Origin of the sequence: Paenibacillus sp. (assembly GCF_048976745.1) — a bacterium.
Classification (GTDB): Bacteria; Bacillota; Bacilli; order Paenibacillales; family Paenibacillaceae; genus Paenibacillus.
Window position 1 is genome coordinate 40,445 of sequence record NZ_JBHGUU010000004.1, and the last position, 16,560, is coordinate 57,004.

Annotated in this window: 16 protein-coding genes; 13 read left to right on the plus strand and 3 right to left on the minus strand. The window is 43.3% G+C overall.

Annotated features, from left to right (window positions below; all coding sequences use genetic code 11):
• The first annotated feature begins 115 nt into the window (after positions 1-115).
• From ACE3K2_RS01100 to ACE3K2_RS01120, 5 genes are all read left to right on the plus strand, one after another.
• Positions 116-610: a hypothetical protein gene (locus tag ACE3K2_RS01100; RefSeq protein ID WP_421885740.1), complete on the plus strand. Its 495-nt coding sequence runs from the start codon at positions 116-118 to the stop codon at positions 608-610.
• 176 nt (positions 611-786) lie between these two features.
• Complete coding sequence (gene typA, locus ACE3K2_RS01105; RefSeq protein ID WP_421885742.1) at positions 787-2,631, plus strand: translational GTPase TypA; 1,845 nt, start codon at positions 787-789, stop codon at positions 2,629-2,631.
• 299 nt (positions 2,632-2,930) lie between these two features.
• Positions 2,931-3,227: a YlaH-like family protein gene (locus ACE3K2_RS01110; protein WP_421885745.1), complete on the plus strand. Its 297-nt coding sequence runs from the start codon at positions 2,931-2,933 to the stop codon at positions 3,225-3,227.
• A gap of 90 nt (positions 3,228-3,317) precedes the next feature.
• Positions 3,318-4,379 carry an LCP family protein gene (locus ACE3K2_RS01115; RefSeq protein ID WP_421885748.1) on the plus strand — a complete coding sequence of 354 codons (1,062 nt, stop codon included), beginning with the start codon at positions 3,318-3,320 and terminating at the stop codon, positions 4,377-4,379.
• Positions 4,380-4,477: 98 nt separating this feature from the next.
• Positions 4,478-4,930: a pyridoxamine 5'-phosphate oxidase family protein gene (locus ACE3K2_RS01120; RefSeq protein ID WP_421885751.1), complete on the plus strand. Its 453-nt coding sequence runs from the start codon at positions 4,478-4,480 to the stop codon at positions 4,928-4,930.
• A 7-nt stretch (positions 4,931-4,937) separates the two neighbouring features.
• Here the strand turns inward: ACE3K2_RS01120 and ACE3K2_RS01125 are convergent, their stop codons facing one another.
• Entirely contained in the window at positions 4,938-5,636 is a 699-nt protein-coding gene (locus ACE3K2_RS01125) for a YhcN/YlaJ family sporulation lipoprotein (RefSeq protein WP_421885753.1), read from the minus strand.
• Positions 5,637-5,788: 152 nt separating this feature from the next.
• Here ACE3K2_RS01125 and ACE3K2_RS01130 point away from each other — a divergent pair, with 152 nt between their 5' ends.
• Positions 5,789-7,123 (plus strand): PhoH family protein, encoded by a 1,335-nt coding sequence (locus ACE3K2_RS01130; protein WP_024628438.1) that lies wholly within the window; start codon positions 5,789-5,791, stop codon positions 7,121-7,123.
• Between the two features lie 221 nt (positions 7,124-7,344).
• Positions 7,345-8,616, plus strand: a complete 1,272-nt coding sequence (locus ACE3K2_RS01135; RefSeq protein WP_421885757.1) for an extracellular solute-binding protein — start codon at positions 7,345-7,347, stop codon at positions 8,614-8,616.
• A 99-nt stretch (positions 8,617-8,715) separates the two neighbouring features.
• Here the strand turns inward: ACE3K2_RS01135 and ACE3K2_RS01140 are convergent, their stop codons facing one another.
• On the minus strand, positions 8,716-9,795 hold the full coding sequence (locus tag ACE3K2_RS01140; RefSeq protein ID WP_421885760.1) for a hypothetical protein: 1,080 nt from the start codon (positions 9,793-9,795) through the stop codon (positions 8,716-8,718).
• Between the two features lie 183 nt (positions 9,796-9,978).
• Entirely contained in the window at positions 9,979-10,215 is a 237-nt protein-coding gene (locus ACE3K2_RS01145) for a DUF2626 domain-containing protein (protein ID WP_017687281.1), read from the minus strand.
• Between the two features lie 313 nt (positions 10,216-10,528).
• Here ACE3K2_RS01145 and ACE3K2_RS01150 point away from each other — a divergent pair, with 313 nt between their 5' ends.
• The 6 genes from ACE3K2_RS01150 (at position 10,529) to ACE3K2_RS01175 (ending at position 16,560) form a co-directional block, all read left to right on the plus strand.
• Entirely contained in the window at positions 10,529-11,179 is a 651-nt protein-coding gene (locus ACE3K2_RS01150) for an RsfA family transcriptional regulator (RefSeq protein ID WP_215077527.1), read from the plus strand.
• A gap of 150 nt (positions 11,180-11,329) precedes the next feature.
• Complete coding sequence (locus ACE3K2_RS01155) at positions 11,330-12,283, plus strand: ketopantoate reductase family protein (RefSeq protein WP_421885763.1); 954 nt, start codon at positions 11,330-11,332, stop codon at positions 12,281-12,283.
• On the plus strand, positions 12,283-12,657 hold the full coding sequence (locus ACE3K2_RS01160) for a DUF3397 domain-containing protein (protein WP_421885766.1): 375 nt from the start codon (positions 12,283-12,285) through the stop codon (positions 12,655-12,657). Before ACE3K2_RS01155 ends, ACE3K2_RS01160 begins: the two co-directional genes overlap by 1 nt.
• 153 nt (positions 12,658-12,810) lie before the next feature.
• Positions 12,811-14,508, plus strand: a complete 1,698-nt coding sequence (locus tag ACE3K2_RS01165; protein WP_421885769.1) for a peptide ABC transporter substrate-binding protein — start codon at positions 12,811-12,813, stop codon at positions 14,506-14,508.
• Between the two features lie 190 nt (positions 14,509-14,698).
• Positions 14,699-15,631, plus strand: a complete 933-nt coding sequence (locus ACE3K2_RS01170) for an ABC transporter permease (protein ID WP_100527052.1) — start codon at positions 14,699-14,701, stop codon at positions 15,629-15,631.
• Positions 15,632-15,678: 47 nt separating this feature from the next.
• Positions 15,679-16,560 carry an ABC transporter permease gene (locus ACE3K2_RS01175; RefSeq protein WP_421886837.1) on the plus strand — a complete coding sequence of 294 codons (882 nt, stop codon included), beginning with the start codon at positions 15,679-15,681 and terminating at the stop codon, positions 16,558-16,560.

Genomic DNA, 16,560 nt, shown 5'->3' on the forward strand with positions numbered 1-16,560 from the left:
AAAGGGAGCACGCAAAGTGCGACATAAAGTATAGTTTTTTGCAGAAACATCGGATACACTAGAAGCAGGATTACAGGAATAAAGTACATAGCCATGGTATAAGAGGTGATTGCAGATGAGGATGAGAAATGAAAAAGCGATTGGACTATTCATTGTAGCTGCGGGAATGATTATTCTGCTTGGCAAGTTTGGCGTGTTTGGATTTATTGGTCGTAATTTTTGGCCTTTGCTGATCCTGCTCCCAGGTATCGCCCTTCATGCGTTATATTATGCGCGTATTTCACCATCCTGGTCACTTGTTCCTGCCGGCATACTGACGGTGTATGGTGTTTTATTCAGTATAACGAATACATGGGGCGCTGGACTTATGAGCAGGCTGTGGCCAGCATTCTTGCTTGGGATTGCCATAGGGTTACTTGAATATGGAATGGCTGAACGGCGAAGACCGGAATATGTGGTGCCTGCAGCTATGATCCTTGGGGCGGTGTCCATCATATTATTCGGATTTACCTTGCTGCAAACGGGAATAATCTATGTACTTGCTGCTCTTTTGATCCTAGGCGGAGTCTGGTTATTGCTTGGACGAGGACGTCAAGGGAGAGGCTGGTAACATTCCCAGTGGTCTTTTCGTGCGAAATATCTTGATTTTTACCTATAATAAACTATAATATAAGGGATATAGACATGCGTCGGGATATCACCGACGCTTATTTTGTGAGTAACCTGCGAAATTGCGGGAAGTTTAGTAGATAAGAATTGAAATTGGAAAGGATATGGATACAAACCATGCATTCAAGAGAACACATTCGCAATATTGCGATTATTGCCCACGTCGACCACGGGAAAACTACGCTCGTCGACAAGTTGCTCCAGCAATCCGGTACTTTCCGTGATCACGAAACGGTACAGGAGCGCGCAATGGACTCCAACGATTTGGAGCGTGAACGCGGTATTACGATTTTGGCCAAAAACACGGCTATAACTTATAAAGATTACCTGATCAACATTGTGGATACACCAGGACACGCCGACTTCGGTGGTGAAGTGGAACGTATCATGAAAATGGTTGACGGCGTATTGCTCGTTGTTGATGCATATGAAGGCTGTATGCCACAAACGAAGTTTGTACTTCGTAAAGCACTGGAGCACAACCTGACACCAATCGTTGTTGTAAACAAAATTGACCGTCCAGCGGCTCGCCCGACTGAGGTTATTGATGAAGTATTGGACCTGTTCATTGAACTGGGTGCCAACGATGAACAACTTGAATTCCCTGTTGTATATGCTTCCGCATTGAACGGAACATCCAGCATGGATAATGATCCTGCAAAACAGGACGATAACATGATGGCGATCTACGATACGATCGTTAGTCATATCCCTCACCCTACCGAAAATGTTGAAGAACCACTTCAATTCCTCGTTACTTTGATGGACTACAATGAATACCTTGGCCGTATTGCCATTGGTCGTGTTAACCGCGGTGTGATCCGTCAAGGACAATCGGTAACGGTTATTATGCGTGATGGTAAGAGCAAAACTGCCCGTATCGAGAAACTGTTCGGTTTCCAGGGTCTCAAACGTATTGAGACGGAAGAAGCAGGAGCAGGTGACATCGTTGCCATTGCAGGGATCAAGGACATCAATATTGGTGAAACCATTGCCGACCCTAACAATCCAGAAGCACTTCCAGTTTTGAAAATCGATGAGCCTACACTGCAAATGACGTTCCTCGTGAACAATAGTCCATTCGCAGGTCGTGAAGGTAAATGGGTAACTTCCCGTAAACTTCGTGAGCGTTTGTTAAAAGAATTGGAAACAGACGTTTCCCTTCGTGTTGACGAAACGGATAGCCCGGATGCATTTGTCGTTTCTGGACGTGGTGAGCTTCACTTGGGTATTCTGATTGAGAACATGCGTCGTGAAGGATATGAGCTCCAAGTATCGAAACCGGAAGTTATCATCAAAGAAGTTGATGGTAAGAAAATGGAACCGGTTGAGCGCTTGTTGATTGATATCCCTGAAGAAAGCATGGGTTCCGTAATGGAGAGCCTGGGCGCACGTAAAGCAGAGATGGTTAACATGGTCAACACAGGTAGTGGTCAAGTTCGTCTGGAGTTCCTGATTCCAGCACGTGGTTTGATCGGATACAGCACAAACTTCCTGACATTGACTCGTGGTTATGGTGTTATGAACCATGCATTTGACAGCTACGCTCCAGTAGTATCCGGTCAAGTGGGTGGACGTCACCAAGGTGTACTGATCTCCACTGAAACAGGTACATCTACGTTCTATGGAATGATGGGTGTTGAGGATCGCGGTACGCTCTTCTTGGAGCCAGGTACTGAAATCTACGAAGGTATGATTGTTGGTGAACATACACGTGACAATGATATCGTTGTTAACATCTGCAAAGAAAAACAACTGACTAACGTTCGTTCTTCTGGTAAAGATGATACGGTTAAAATTAAAACTCCGATTATCTTCTCATTGGAACAGGCGCTTGAATATCTGAATGAAGATGAATATTGTGAGATTACTCCTAAATCCATTCGTCTTCGTAAGAAGATCCTGAACAAATCCGAGCGTGAGCGTGCAGAAAAACAACGCAAAATGGCTTCAAAAGCTTAATAACAACAAAATAATTTATATAAGTTAGCATTTGATGGAACACAGAAGTTAACGATGTTATGCACAGTGGAAGTAGTGAAGGGATCGGAATCGATTCTGTAGAAGCGAAGCGTTCGCCTTTATCCCCGGATTTTACCATTGAGTAAATGGATCAAAAAAATCTGGGGATAACAGCGATCAGAAGAACGATCCGATACCGGAACGGTCACCTCCGATGTGTGTTTTATTCAGAGTTATCGAAAGGGTTTCACAATAGTTAACTTATATCCTAGCATGAACACGAAAGGAGCTGGCTGTGCATGCAAGCATGGTTCGCATCACACCCGATCGTAGCCTACATCGTCATCTTTGTATTGATTACTTACGTATATAACAAGGTGTTTCGGGTACGTCAGAAATTGCCACTTGGTAAGGAAATCGTTCTCTATGTATTGATGGCGATGGGTACATTCATGCTTCTTATTTTTCAGATCGACAAGCTTCCCATCATTCAATGTTTGTTGGTCGCGGTTGGTTTGATGTTGTTAGTGAGAGTGCGTTATTTCATTGAAGGTCGTCAAAAGAAAAAAGCGGAAGCTGCCGCTCGAAATTCATAAATCCTGTCTTGTACAGACCATCCGTTTTCCTTAGGGAAAGCGGTTGTCTTTTATTTGGACAAAAACAGATGTGATAAAGGTGTTGAAGATATGAACTCAAATTCGAACGGACTGCCTCCACGGAGACAGGCACCAACGCAATCCGGTGCTTCTGGATCGAAGAATGGCAAGGGCAAGCAGCCTAAGAAGAAAAAGAGAATGAATGCTTTTGGCAGAATCCTTTTAAGTCTATTGGTTATTGCCATTGTGGTAGGCGGTGGATATGCGTACTGGGTATACAATCAAGTCGTGGATACAGGCATCGATAAACCGGTACCTCCCGGGATGTCAGCCACAACCAAACCGATCACGATGCTATTATTAGGCACAGATAACCGTCCTGAAACTGGAACACATCTCTCGGATGTTGTTATGGTGGCTTCGTTGAATCCGGAGACCAAGACAGCAACCATTGTCTCTTTGCCTCGAGACACGCGTATTCAATTGGATGGGTACAAATCCAACAAGCTGAATTCTTATTATCCTAGATTCAAAGCACAGGAAAAAACCACTGGCAAAAATGCAGAGGATCAGATGAAAGAAATGATGAGCAAGTATTTGGATGTAGATATTAATTATACAACCGTCCTGAATTTCCAGGCATTCCGTGATGCTGTCAATGCCGTGGGTGGCGTGGATGTGACTGTGGATAAAAATATGTGTTACAGAGACACAGCTGATGGTACAGATATCAATCTGGTCGCAGGCGCACAACATCTCGATGGTAAAGCGGCACTGGATTTTGTTCGTTACCGCAAATCCAATTGTAATCCGAAGACTGATGAATCCAATGACTTTGATCGTAATAAACGTCAAAACCAAGTGCTGAACTCCATGCTGGATCAGATGAAATCTCTTGGGGGCATTACGAAGATTAGCAAAGTGATTGGTGCAGTTGACAAGAATATGACGACAGATGTGGAATCGGAACAAATGAAAAACTTTATCTCGACGTATTGGAACATTTCCACCTCGGATGTGCATTATACTCCGGTTACCGGAGAGTGGAGAAGTCCCTATGTGTATATTAATGAGACAGAACTCGCCAATGCGAAACAAGCATTACAAGATACACTTTCAGGTAAAGTGACCACCTCAACATCAGGTGAATAACCTTCATTCTTTTGGGATTGGAAGCACGTTAATCAGTATGCTATAATAACATAAACCAAGTATAAGAATTGCATAAAGAAGGTTAGGGGGCTGGTTGAATGTCCGAAGCCGTCACACAATTAACTGAATCTCTTTTACAGCAATTCAAAAATGAGACCTTTGTGCTTCTGAGCACAGTGGATGTAGAATCCGGAGGTCCGACTTCAACAGCCATCTCCTGGATTTATGCGGAGAATGCTTCTACTTTTCGTGTGGCGATCGATCATCGTTCACGTTTGGTGAATAACATGATGGCTAATCCGCTCATTACGGTTACTGTTTTTGGAGAAGAGACGGTGTACGCAGTGAACGGACGTGCTGCGGTACGACAAGATCCGTTGCAGGATGTTCCATTTAATATGTGCTGTTTCGACATTACCATTGAAGCGGTGAGGAATGCTCTGTTTTACGGCGCTCAATTGTCCTCTGTGCCCCAATATGTCAAAATATATGATCAGCGTGCTGCTGAGAAATTAGATGAGCAAGTTTTTGCTGCCATGAAAAAAGCCTAGTGAGAGATCACTGGGCTTTTTGTTGTCTTTTGTCAGATGAATGCAGCTGCTGCATTTGTTGTTTTTGATTCACGTGTTCATCCGGATTTTGACGGACTTTAACGTCTTTCGGGAGTTGGGGGATAATTCGCCCCACCATGTCAGCTAGTTCTGAAGCAAAACCGGATATCGGGTGGCCTTGACGAATATGTTCACCAATTTCTTTAATTCGTTCAGTAACATCGGCGTCTGCAGTAACAATGGAATCTACACCTTCGGGGTCTTTGCGAAGCGCTTCGGCAACAGCGTATTTAATGGTACCTACCCGAGCACGTTCCAGTTCACCATCAACATCAATACCAACGACGGCTGTATTACCAAGAATTACGCAGTTCGCATCTTTAACACCTTCCACTTGCTTGGCAAGGGCTTTAAGGTGATTAATTCGTTTTTCATTTGGCATCCGGCCACTCTTTTCATCATCCGCAATGTTGGTATCATGGACTTCACCTGTATTCTCATTAAGACGGTCCAACCGTGAAGGATTCATCCGATCTTCCTGTGCATTGAGCATGTGAGATCCTTTCCTTTGATCTTGCTGAGTTGTTACATTTCCTCCGTAACTTCTTGGATGCGATGTGTGTGGCTCCTGTGAAGCACTGCGTGTGGAACTGTTGCAACCTGTAAGTATACAGATCAGAAGCAGCGTGCAAACCCATATTTTCATAAATGTTCATCCTTTCTTGGAGTTTTTCAGAATGGTTGACAATTATTTTGCCCTAGTCGAATACATTTATGTATGGGATCATGATTGTCCATGCCGCTGCTGAAAGATCACACTATCCATGCCTTTAACGACGCCGCTTTGGAGGGGATTGAATGAAAAAGATTTTTGTATTGGATACCAACGTGCTTCTGCATGACCCCAATGCCATATTTGCCTTTGAGGAACATGAGGTAATCATTCCCGCGGTAGTATTGGAGGAGATCGACTCCAAAAAAAGAAATGCCGATGAAATTGGGCGTAATGCCCGTAATGTATCCAGACTGTTAGATGGATTACGTGAGCTGGGTCACCTGCACAGTGGGGTCCCTTTGGCTAATGGAGGTAACCTGAAAGTAGAGCTGAATCATCGGAGTTTCGTTAAAGTTCAGGAAATGTTTGGTGAAGTGTCCAACGATAATCGCATATTGGCTGTCGCACTGAATTATCAGATCGAGGAAAATGAAAAGGAAGTCGTCGAACGTCAGGTCGTGCTTGTCAGTAAAGATGTACTTGTGCGTATCAAAGCGGATGTACTAGGTCTGTTCACACAGGATTACTTATCAGATCGGACGGCAGGACTCAGTGAGTTATATCCAGGTTATACGGCCCTAAAAGTTCATCCGTCAGTGATTGATGAGTTTTACACATATCGTTTTTTACCAATCAAACCGTTACAGTTGTCTTATTCGTTGTATCCGAATGAATTCGTCATTCTCAAGGATGAGATGGGAACCAATAAATCGGCTTTACTTAAAGTGAATACAGAGGGAACCAAGCTGGAGCCGCTTTTCCTCAGTAATGATAATGTATGGGGCATTAGCGCACGTAACGCACAACAACGCATGGCACTGGAACTGCTTTTGAATGACGACATCCCGCTTGTTACCATCACCGGTAAAGCTGGAACAGGGAAAACCTTGTTGGCACTGGCAGCAGGTCTGCTTAAGGTAGAGGATGATCATAAATACAAAAAACTGTTGATTGCTCGTCCTGTCGTTCCGATGGGGAAAGATATCGGTTACTTGCCTGGGGAGAAGGAAGAAAAACTTCGTCCATGGATGCAGCCGATTTATGATAATCTGGAGTTTTTGTTTGATACCAAAAAAGCCGGAGATATTGATAAAATTCTAATGGGGCTTGGCAGTATTCAGGTGGAGGCATTAACGTATATTCGTGGAAGATCGATACCTGGACAGTTTATTATTATTGATGAAGCTCAGAATTTGTCCCGCCATGAAGTGAAGACCATTGTTTCCAGGGTCGGTGAGGGCAGTAAAATTATTTTGATGGGAGACCCCGAACAGATCGACCATCCGTATCTTGATTCCGCCAGTAACGGTCTGACGTATATCGTGGAACGGTTCAAGCAAGAGGGAATCAGCGGACACATCATGCTTGAAAAAGGAGAGCGGTCCAAGCTGGCACAGCTTGCAGCTGATTTATTGTAAAATTTAGGGGATTTATTTCCCGGAAAATGTTGTTTTTGAAGCCGGCTCCAGGAGCCGGCTTTTTGCTGAAAAAATAAGAAAGCGTTATTGCACAGAACTCGATATGCTCGTAGTATGCAAAAATCCGAAAAAGTGTTTTTCAGCAGGGTAGGACAAGAGTACTACTTATTTGTTACAATAATTGCTGCAGGAAAAAACTAGGTGAACAAGGAGGGAAGTTAATGAAACGTAGACATCAGGTTGTTTTGTTCGCGGTATTGCTGCTTTCGTTAACAATCTTGTCACCGAGTTTTGACTTTAAAGGTTCACAGCTCAATCAGGAATACGACCAGGACAAGGATACCTTTCCAGGTTCTTCATCCCGTAATGAAGATGCAGAGGCTCCACTGGAGATTGTGGTTGCCATGTCGGATGAAGAGTTTGATGCCTTTCAAAAGATAGCCAAAGAAGTTGCTGCTTCCCAACTGGTAGAGATTAATCTTCGGAATGAGAAGCCGGATACATATAAGCGTGTTTTGGATCTTGAATTTTCACTAGGGGAAAACGGAGATGTTGTTCTGCTTGATAGTGAGGAAGTGCAATTCTATGCCCAAAAAGGGTACCTGTATCCGTTAAACGGAACAACATTATCGAAGTCGCTCGGAGATACGGTAGTTGGGTTACGGGGAATGACAGAGTGGAATGGTTATCAATGGGGGATGCCTTTTGATTTTGATCCGTACATTCTGGCTGCACAATCTACATTTCTGAAGAGAGCTGGTCTGGAGTCGTTACCTCACAATAAAGATCAGTGGGTCAAACTTACTCAACAAGCCATTGCGGAAGGCATCCCTTTAATTACAATGAACATCAATGATATGTATGGGACTAATGCGTGGTTGAATCATTTCGAACCGAGGATGGCACCGGATCAAGTTAGTCAAACTCAAATGGATTCGCAATCAGGGGAACTTCAGCAGGGGATCCAGTTGATGAATGACATCCAACCTTATATTATCGCTCAGTCTACTAATCCAATGATCTCATCAACTGCTGACGAGAACAATACACCGATGGTTGTGTCATTGTTATCTCAATTATTAAGTGCAGATCAAGGGAGTGCAGTTAATAAAGATTCTTTGGAGCGGATTTCTATCGAAACATTGGAAACTGTAAACTCCAGAAGCCTTGTCATTACTGCGGGTTCAGTTGAGGCGGAGGAGGCAAGTAGATGGATTGAAGGAATGACGTCCGCTGCGACACAGTTAAAATGGTACCAGCAGGTTAACCGTTTGCCTGCAAAGCAACAGGAACTGGATTTGGAGTCTGAGAAGCTTGCTGGACGTTATGGGATGACGAAGAGACATTCCTGGTTCCCAACAACCCAAGATGCCCCCGCTGCAACGACTGAAAGTCATGCTCTAATCACTCGTTTTCATCAAAAAGTGCAACAATTCCTAAAGGGAGAAATTACAGCTAATCAATACGTAAACAGTATTAGAACGACGAACTAACTCTCAAGTTTGTGTTCAAAAAGTCTGCATTTTAACTTCGATGCCGGGGATGCCAATAGGCATCCTTTTTAATCAAAGCGGGCTTTTTGAACAACCTCATTAAAATGATATAGCCAGTTTTACTTCCAGTATGCCTTCACTTGTTGAAACATCCGTTGCTTTGACAAAAGACAGGATTTTCTGTGGATAGAAACCAAGGTCAAATTCTCTTTCCAGCATTTGGCGAGTGGTGTCTGGTAGTTCAAGCTGGTTGAATACAAGTTTGTCCACATGAAAACGAATGGAGTTTTGAGGTTCATCTTCTACCTTATAATGTCCTTCAATACTTAATTGCAACTGATCCCGCTGACCGGAAGCTATAATCTTATCCTGTTTAAATTGAAAGGCAAAGTCTTCAAAGATGGAATTTTGAGAACGTAGAAATCCGTTAAGCTCATCCTGCCCAATTCGAATCGTATACGTTGTTCCGGTTGTGGATATGCCTCCGTTTTGTTTTTGGATAAAATCAGGTAGGTTCTGCATGGCAGATGCCAATGCTTTGAAATATCGTTTCACCTCATAGATACCGATATTCTCCCAATAAAGGGTCAATTCATCCATCAGTTTCTGAATCGCTGCCGCATCTCCGCTGGTGGCTATTTGAGCATCCACTTCTTTTTGCAAGGCGACTACACGTTCCCGCTGGTTTTGAAGATTAGTCTTCATTTCGGATAATTCTGCTGTAGTCTGACGAATCTGAGTGGAAGTCTGTAGCAGGTTGCGATAACGGTCCTGATACTTGTCCAGCACAGCCTGATCGCGTCCAATAATAATCTGGTAATAATCATACAGGACAAACAGATCTTTGAATGACCTGGCTCCCAGGACCGTCATGAGAAGACTGTCGCGTTCTCCAGTATAGTAGGACCTCACAACAGCGCCGGCCCGATCTTGCTGAATATGTATCTCCTCTTCCTGTTCTTGAAGCTGGACGGATAATGTCTCGTGTTGTTGAGCCAGCCGCTTCTGCTTTTCAGCGATGCGTTCGATTTCATGATCGATTTCGACGATGGATAGACTTTTTTGCAATATCTCACGTGTATCCTCAGGTGAAGACTCTCCATAGGCATAGGTTGAGGGTAGCTGTAGGAATATGATGATGCATAATATAAATGCGGCAATGCCGTTATGACGTCTCACCGATCATTCTCCTTTCCACTTCTTCAATGACAAGAGTACAGGCTTGTTGTCTTCCAGACAATATATGAAACAAATACGTGAAATATCCTTAGTGGTTACATAACACCAGGAACATTCATTTAATCTGAACACAACAAAAAAGCAACCCGACAGATATCGGATCACTTTGATGCTGCAGGTGGATTAGAGCGGCAAACCCATTTCGAATACGGTCCAGTAGCTGAACCCCGTGAATGTTACGATCATATAACCCCAGAAGAGCAATATGTACGTTCGCTCGGTAAATTTCAAGTATCCCAAAATGACAAAAAACGCAGTCTGCAGGAAAAAAAGCAAAGCCATTTCGACCAGATCTCCCGCAAAAGCCATCAAGCCAATTGCAAGCGTGAAGAACCCGAGTACCCGAAACATGCGTGCCACGGTAAATCCTCCTCTCTAAGTACGATCATAGATTGTCTACACAACATTATACCGGGAAAGGAAAAACGTGTAAACAAATTTGGATATGAAAGCGAATTCTTTTTTTACTCAAAGTAAGTATAGACGGATATGTTTTACATATGTCACGTATGAGCAAGCCTGAATGTGGAAATACATTTTAGTATGAAATCAATTCTATGAACTCTATGAGAGGCATAAGAATGAATGAAGCAGCTTTTATACCTAATTCACATACCGGGCTTCCGGTAATGCGGACGGTTATTTTAGGATGTTGTTAGGAGGGTATTATAGCATGACTGCAGTGAGACAGGATGCTTGGAGTACAGAGGACGATTTGATATTGGCTGAGGTTACTTTACGTCATATTCGGGAAGGCAGTACACAATTGGCGGCTTTTGAAGAGGTGGGCGAGAAAATAGGCAGGACATCTGCCGCTTGCGGTTTTCGCTGGAACAGTTGTGTTCGCAAAAAGTATGAATCTGCCATCAGTAACGCCAAGGCACAACGACAAAAACGGAGTTATCTCAGAAAGCAGCCAGCTATGCTCGGACCACAGGTTGCAGCATTGTCTACACTGGACACTGAAGAACATCTGTACAAATCAGATGGGATTTCAGACGATTCATTATCGATGGATGCCGTAATTCGCTTCCTGCGACAATGGAAGGGAACAGTGCAGGAGAGTAATCGTCAACTCAAGATGCTGGAGAAGGAGCTTCGAGAGAAAGAAGATGAGTTGCTTGAACTGCGTCTTGAGAATGACCGTCTCTCCAAGGAAGTGAATGAAGTACAGACGGATTACCGCGTGGTGAATGACGACTACAAAGCTTTGATTCAGATTATGGATCGGGCTCGCAGACTCGCTTTTTTGTCCGAAGAAGAAGAAGAACTCAAGACACGTTTCAAGATGGATGCCAACGGGAATCTGGAACGAATTGAATAGCAAGTTCAGATTTCTGATTTGTGAGAGTCAGGTATGAACCCGCCACACCTCCGTTATACAACGGCAGGTATGACGGGTTTTTAGTTTGGTGTTTTTGTTCTATTATAGATAAGAGAAGTGCAACTACTGAAGCGGATAGGAGTGCATCATATGATCATAGACATCGTAGGAGCAGGGGCACTGGGTCTTTTGTTTGGCGGGAAACTGCTTATGGCAGGTAACCAGGTCAGATTTTGGACTAGAACAACTGCTCAAGCAGACCTCCTCAGCCATGATGGTGTAACCATTTTGGAACGAGACGTGGAGATACATATTCTACCGGATCAAATACTGGCCAAACCAATAAGTGACCTGGCTGACACATGGAAGAAAACGCCTGGAGACTGGTTACTGCTCATGGTTAAGCAGACAGGCATTGATGATTTTATTCATGAGATTAGTCCATTACAAGATTATATGCTGAGTATCGCTTGTTTTCAAAATGGGATGGGCCATCTGGAAAAACTTCAAGCAGCTATGCCAAAGGCACTTCTGTGTAGTGCGATTACAACAGAAGGTGCTAAGCGTACACAGCTTGAGGTGACTCGTGCAGGTGCGGGTGAAACCAGGTTGGGAAGGTACAACATAGCTGCTTCTATCTCTATAGAAGAGAAGAAAACATTTACTCTGGCGGGATTATTGCAGCAGGCAGGATTTGACTGTACAGTGTCGAATGAAATCGATAAGCTGATATACAGGAAACTGTTGATTAATGCAGTCATTAACCCGCTTACAGCGCTATGGCGCATCCCTAATGGAGAATTGTTCATCACGGAAGAACGCAAGAGGCTAATGCGGCAATTATATGATGAAGTATTGTTAGTTTACTCTGAGCGTGGGATATGTTTGGATCAGGATATGTGGGATCAACTGATATCAGTCTGCCGTTCTACTGCCACGAACACTTCCTCCATGCTTGCAGATGTTCTCGCTGGGCGTGGTACAGAAGTGGGATCAATTAACGGTCACATTGTAAGGATGGCACGAAAGTTAGGCCTTGTTGTACCTACACATGAAATACTGCTTCATCTGATTGAAGGAATGCAACCGGAAGGAGTGAATTAATGGGACTTTTTATCGTGTTGAGCATATTGCCCTTTTTTCCGTTCTTTCTTGTCTATTGGGGGATGTACGTATGGAAAAAAGACAAACGGAACGCCATGCGGATGGCAATGGATGTAACCACCTTTTTTCTTGTTTTTTCAGTATCGGCGTTATTCAACTTAACATTTGATTCGAATTTTGGTTTTTATCTGACATTATTACTCATACTACTAGCACTTGGATTCATCGGAGGAGCGCAAAATCGACTAAAGGGGAAGGTCGATGGGGGTAGAATGTTCCGGGCCGTTTGGCGCATGGCTTTTGTAATCATGAGTTTCGGGTATATTTTGTTTACTTTATTTGGATTAATTAGATACTTCATGCAGCAGATGTGAGGATACATAACGCAAAAGGGCTGAAAAATGTGTCGATTTTGTCGAAAACTGAAAAAAACATTACTTTCTGAAAAAGTAATGTAGATTTTTTTGACCGGTGGTTGTATAATCTATAAACATATAAACCATATCAATTTAGGGGGAACGTGTTAGATGAAAAGGAAAAGTCTATTAGTCCTTTTGACGCTGATTTTGGCGTTCGGTACCGTACTTGCAGCGTGCGGATCGAAAAACGAAGGCACAGGTAACACCGATACTGGTTCTGCAAGCGAAGGAAATGGTCTTGCTAAAGATCAAATCCTGAAAATCAACCTGTCAGCTGAACCTCCTACGTTGGACCCGGCTCAAGCAAAAGACAGCCAAACCAACACAGTTCTGAAATTCTTGTATGAAGGTCTTGTACGCATCGATGCTGATGGTAAAGAAGCTCCAGGTGTTGCTAAAGACTGGACAATCTCCGAAGATGGTTTGAAATATGTTTTCAACCTGAATCCGGATGCTAAATGGAGCAATGGTGATGCAATCACTGCCGAAGACTTTGTTCGTTCTTGGGAACGTGCTTTGAAACCGGAAACAGCTTCCCCTTATGCATACCAATTGTACTACATCAAAGGCGCTGAAGGTTACAACCTCAGCAAAGACGAAACATACAAGGGTACTAAAATCACAGATTTCTCACAAGTAGGCGTTAAAGCTACTGATGAGCACACGCTTGAAGTAACGTTGGAAAACCCAACACCTTACTTCTTGGGTCTGACAGCATTCTACACGTACTACCCAGTACATGCATCTGCTGATACAAATGACAAATTCTTCACAGACTACAAAAACATGATCGTTAACGGACCATTTGTAATGGATCAATACGCTAAAGGTCAAAAAATTGTTGTGAAGAAAAATGATGGTTACCATGCAGCTGCTGACATCAAATTGGCTCAAATCGATATGTCTCTGACAAACAGCAGTGCTTCCGAACTGCAAGCTTACAAATCAGGACAATTGGACTACACTGGTGCACCTAACGGTGAAATTCCATCCGACCAAATTCCTTCTGTAAAAGCGGAATTGCCGGACGAGTTCAAAGCTACTGGTATTGCAAGTACGTACTACTACCAGTTCAACGTAAATGAAGCTCCATTTAACAACGTTAAAATCCGTAAAGCATTTGCAATGGCAATTCAACGTCAGCTTATTGTTGACAAAGTAACACAAGGTGGACAAATTCCAGCATTCGGCTTTGTACCTCCAGGTATCCGTGGTGAAAACGGCGAATTCCGTGATGAGCACAAAGACGATTACTTCACTGAAAATGTGGACGAAGCTAAAGCATTGCTTGCTGAAGGTATGAAAGAAGAAGGTTACACAACATTGCCAGCTGTTACTTTGATCTACAACACTAGTGATGGGCACGCAAAAATCGCTTTGGCGATTGCTGACATGTGGAAACAAAATCTTGGTGTTGATGTGAAAACAGAAAACCAAGAGTGGGGCGTATTCCTTGAGAACCGTCAAAACCAAAACTTCCAAGTAGCTCGTGCAGGTTGGTCTGCTGACTACAACGATCCATACAACTTCTTGGAAATGTGGACTACTGGAAACACAAACAATGATTCCAAATTCAGCAACGAACAGTATGACAAAGATGTTAAAGAAACTGTAAAATCTGCTGATCCAGCTGCACGTATGGCTGCATTTGCTGACGCTGAGAAAATCCTGATTCAAGATGAAATGGGAGTTATGCCGATCTATTACTACACTAACGTATCTTTGACTAAGCCTTACCTGAAAGGCGTACAACTTGATTTCAGTGGAGCTATTGACTTCACTCGTGCATATCTGGAAGAGAAATAAGTTGTTCTGAAGTCTAATATGATTACTTCGGGATATATATGTGGAATTCCATATATATCCCGATTTTTTTGTATGTGCACCGATTTTCCTTATAATTCTTGAAATTTCCGATAAATGGATTGGACTTTATTTCTGTCTAATTCTACAATCGATTTGTATACAAAATATTGTTTGTGGAGGTGTGCAAGGGTTGGTTAAGTATGTGTTGAAAAAACTACTATTTATGCTGCTATCGCTTTTCATACTCGCATCGCTGACTTTCTTCTTGATGAAGGCCATTCCTGGTGACCCGTTTACAGCAGAAAAGAAACTATCGCCAGAAATTCGTGCACTTTTAGAAGTTAAGTACGGTTTGGATAAACCGATGTATGAACAATACCTGAAGTATATGGGTGGAATCCTTAAAGGGGATTTCGGCGTTTCAATGAGGTATCTGAATCAAGACGTAACGGACATGATTACCCAAACATTCACAGCTTCACTGAAGCTTGGAATCTTTGCAATCCTCATCTCCATTATTGTTGGTGTATTGTTGGGTCTTCTCGCAGCAGTTTATCACCGCAAATTGATTGATGATGTCACCATGGTTGTCGCTGTCATAGGTATTGCTGTCCCGAGCTTCTTGCTTGCGTCCTTATTGCAATATGTTTTTGCTTTCAAATTAGGATGGTTCAACGTTATGGGCTTCGACGGACCACTTGACTATGTGCTCCCTGTTGCAGCGTTGTCTGCATCACCTATTGCCTTTATTGCACGTTTGACTCGTTCCAGCATGCTGGAAGTTTTGCATGCAGATTATATCAAAACGGCTAAGGCTAAAGGTTTGAAGTGGCCAGCCATTATGTTTAAACACGTTGTACGAAATGGTATTTTGCCAGTAGTAACTTATGTTGGTCCAATGACAGCAAACATCATCACAGGTTCCGTTGTTATTGAACAGATCTTTAACATCGGGGGAATTGGTAAAGTTTTCGTAGAAAGCATCACTAACCGGGATTATACCATGATCATGGGAATCACGATTTTCTATGGTATCCTCCTTATGTTGGCACGCTTCCTGACGGATATCGCTTATGTACTAATTGATCCTAGAATTAAGCTGGAAAGCCGGAAGGGGGCATAACGTTGTCTGGCACGAATAATAAAAAGAATGAAACGGCGAACACTAACCTGACTAGTCAGGCAGCGGTTAAACCGCAAGAAAGTGTATCCCTTTTTAAAGATGCCATGTACAGACTTGCAACCAATAAGGCTGCAATGATTAGTCTGAGTGTGTTGGTTCTTGTCGTGATTTTCGCTTTGATTGGTCCAACTTCTTTGTTTTCAAGTTATAATTATTATTCCAATGATTTGATGAACGCTAACGCTGCACCTAGTGCCGATCATTGGTTCGGTACGGATGAACTTGGCCGTGATGTATGGGTAAGAACGTGGGTTGGTGCTCGTGTATCCCTTACTGTAGGTTTGGCAGCGGCTCTGATTGACCTTATTATTGGTGTAATCTATGGTGCAATTATGGGTTACTATGGTGGACGTGTTGATGGTATCATGAACAAGTTCTCCGAAATTCTGTATTCCCTGCCTTACATGCTCGTTGTTATCTTGTTGCTGGTTGTGTTGGAACCAAGTCTGACAACCATCATCATTGCCCTCACCATTACAGGCTGGATCAGTATGTCGTGGATTGTACGTGGTGAGATTATGCAACTCAAAAACAGAGACTTCATTCTCGCGGCCCGCTCCATGGGTGCAAGCACCGGACGTCAATTGTTCCGTCACTTGTTGCCAAATGCAGTTGGTCCGATTATCGTAACGTTGACATTGTCTATTCCTAACGCGATCTTTGCTGAGGCGTTTCTGAGCTTCCTCGGACTTGGTGTATCTGCACCGAGATCGTCCCTGGGATCCATGATTAATGACGCTCTCACAGGCTGGACGCTGTATCCTTGGCGGATGTGGTTCCCGGCAGGTCTGATGGTACTGACTATGCTTGCATTTAACTTGCTCGGTGACGGTTTGCGCGACGCGCTTGATCCGAAATTACGTAAATAG

What these genes read in the sequence shown, in the direction of transcription:
- ACE3K2_RS01100 (WP_421885740.1), top strand. Translation starts at nt 116, where the DNA reads ATGAGGATGAGAAATGAAAAAGCGATTGGACTATTCATTGTAGCTGCG.
- typA (WP_421885742.1), top strand. Translation starts at nt 787, where the DNA reads ATGCATTCAAGAGAACACATTCGCAATATTGCGATTATTGCCCACGTC.
- ACE3K2_RS01110 (WP_421885745.1), top strand. Translation starts at nt 2,931, where the DNA reads ATGCAAGCATGGTTCGCATCACACCCGATCGTAGCCTACATCGTCATC.
- ACE3K2_RS01115 (WP_421885748.1), top strand. Translation starts at nt 3,318, where the DNA reads ATGAACTCAAATTCGAACGGACTGCCTCCACGGAGACAGGCACCAACG.
- ACE3K2_RS01120 (WP_421885751.1), top strand. Translation starts at nt 4,478, where the DNA reads ATGTCCGAAGCCGTCACACAATTAACTGAATCTCTTTTACAGCAATTC.
- ACE3K2_RS01125 (WP_421885753.1), bottom strand. Translation starts at nt 5,636, where the DNA reads ATGAAAATATGGGTTTGCACGCTGCTTCTGATCTGTATACTTACAGGT.
- ACE3K2_RS01130 (WP_024628438.1), top strand. Translation starts at nt 5,789, where the DNA reads ATGAAAAAGATTTTTGTATTGGATACCAACGTGCTTCTGCATGACCCC.
- ACE3K2_RS01135 (WP_421885757.1), top strand. Translation starts at nt 7,345, where the DNA reads ATGAAACGTAGACATCAGGTTGTTTTGTTCGCGGTATTGCTGCTTTCG.
- ACE3K2_RS01150 (WP_215077527.1), top strand. Translation starts at nt 10,529, where the DNA reads ATGACTGCAGTGAGACAGGATGCTTGGAGTACAGAGGACGATTTGATA.
- ACE3K2_RS01155 (WP_421885763.1), top strand. Translation starts at nt 11,330, where the DNA reads ATGATCATAGACATCGTAGGAGCAGGGGCACTGGGTCTTTTGTTTGGC.
- ACE3K2_RS01160 (WP_421885766.1), top strand. Translation starts at nt 12,283, where the DNA reads ATGGGACTTTTTATCGTGTTGAGCATATTGCCCTTTTTTCCGTTCTTT.
- ACE3K2_RS01165 (WP_421885769.1), top strand. Translation starts at nt 12,811, where the DNA reads ATGAAAAGGAAAAGTCTATTAGTCCTTTTGACGCTGATTTTGGCGTTC.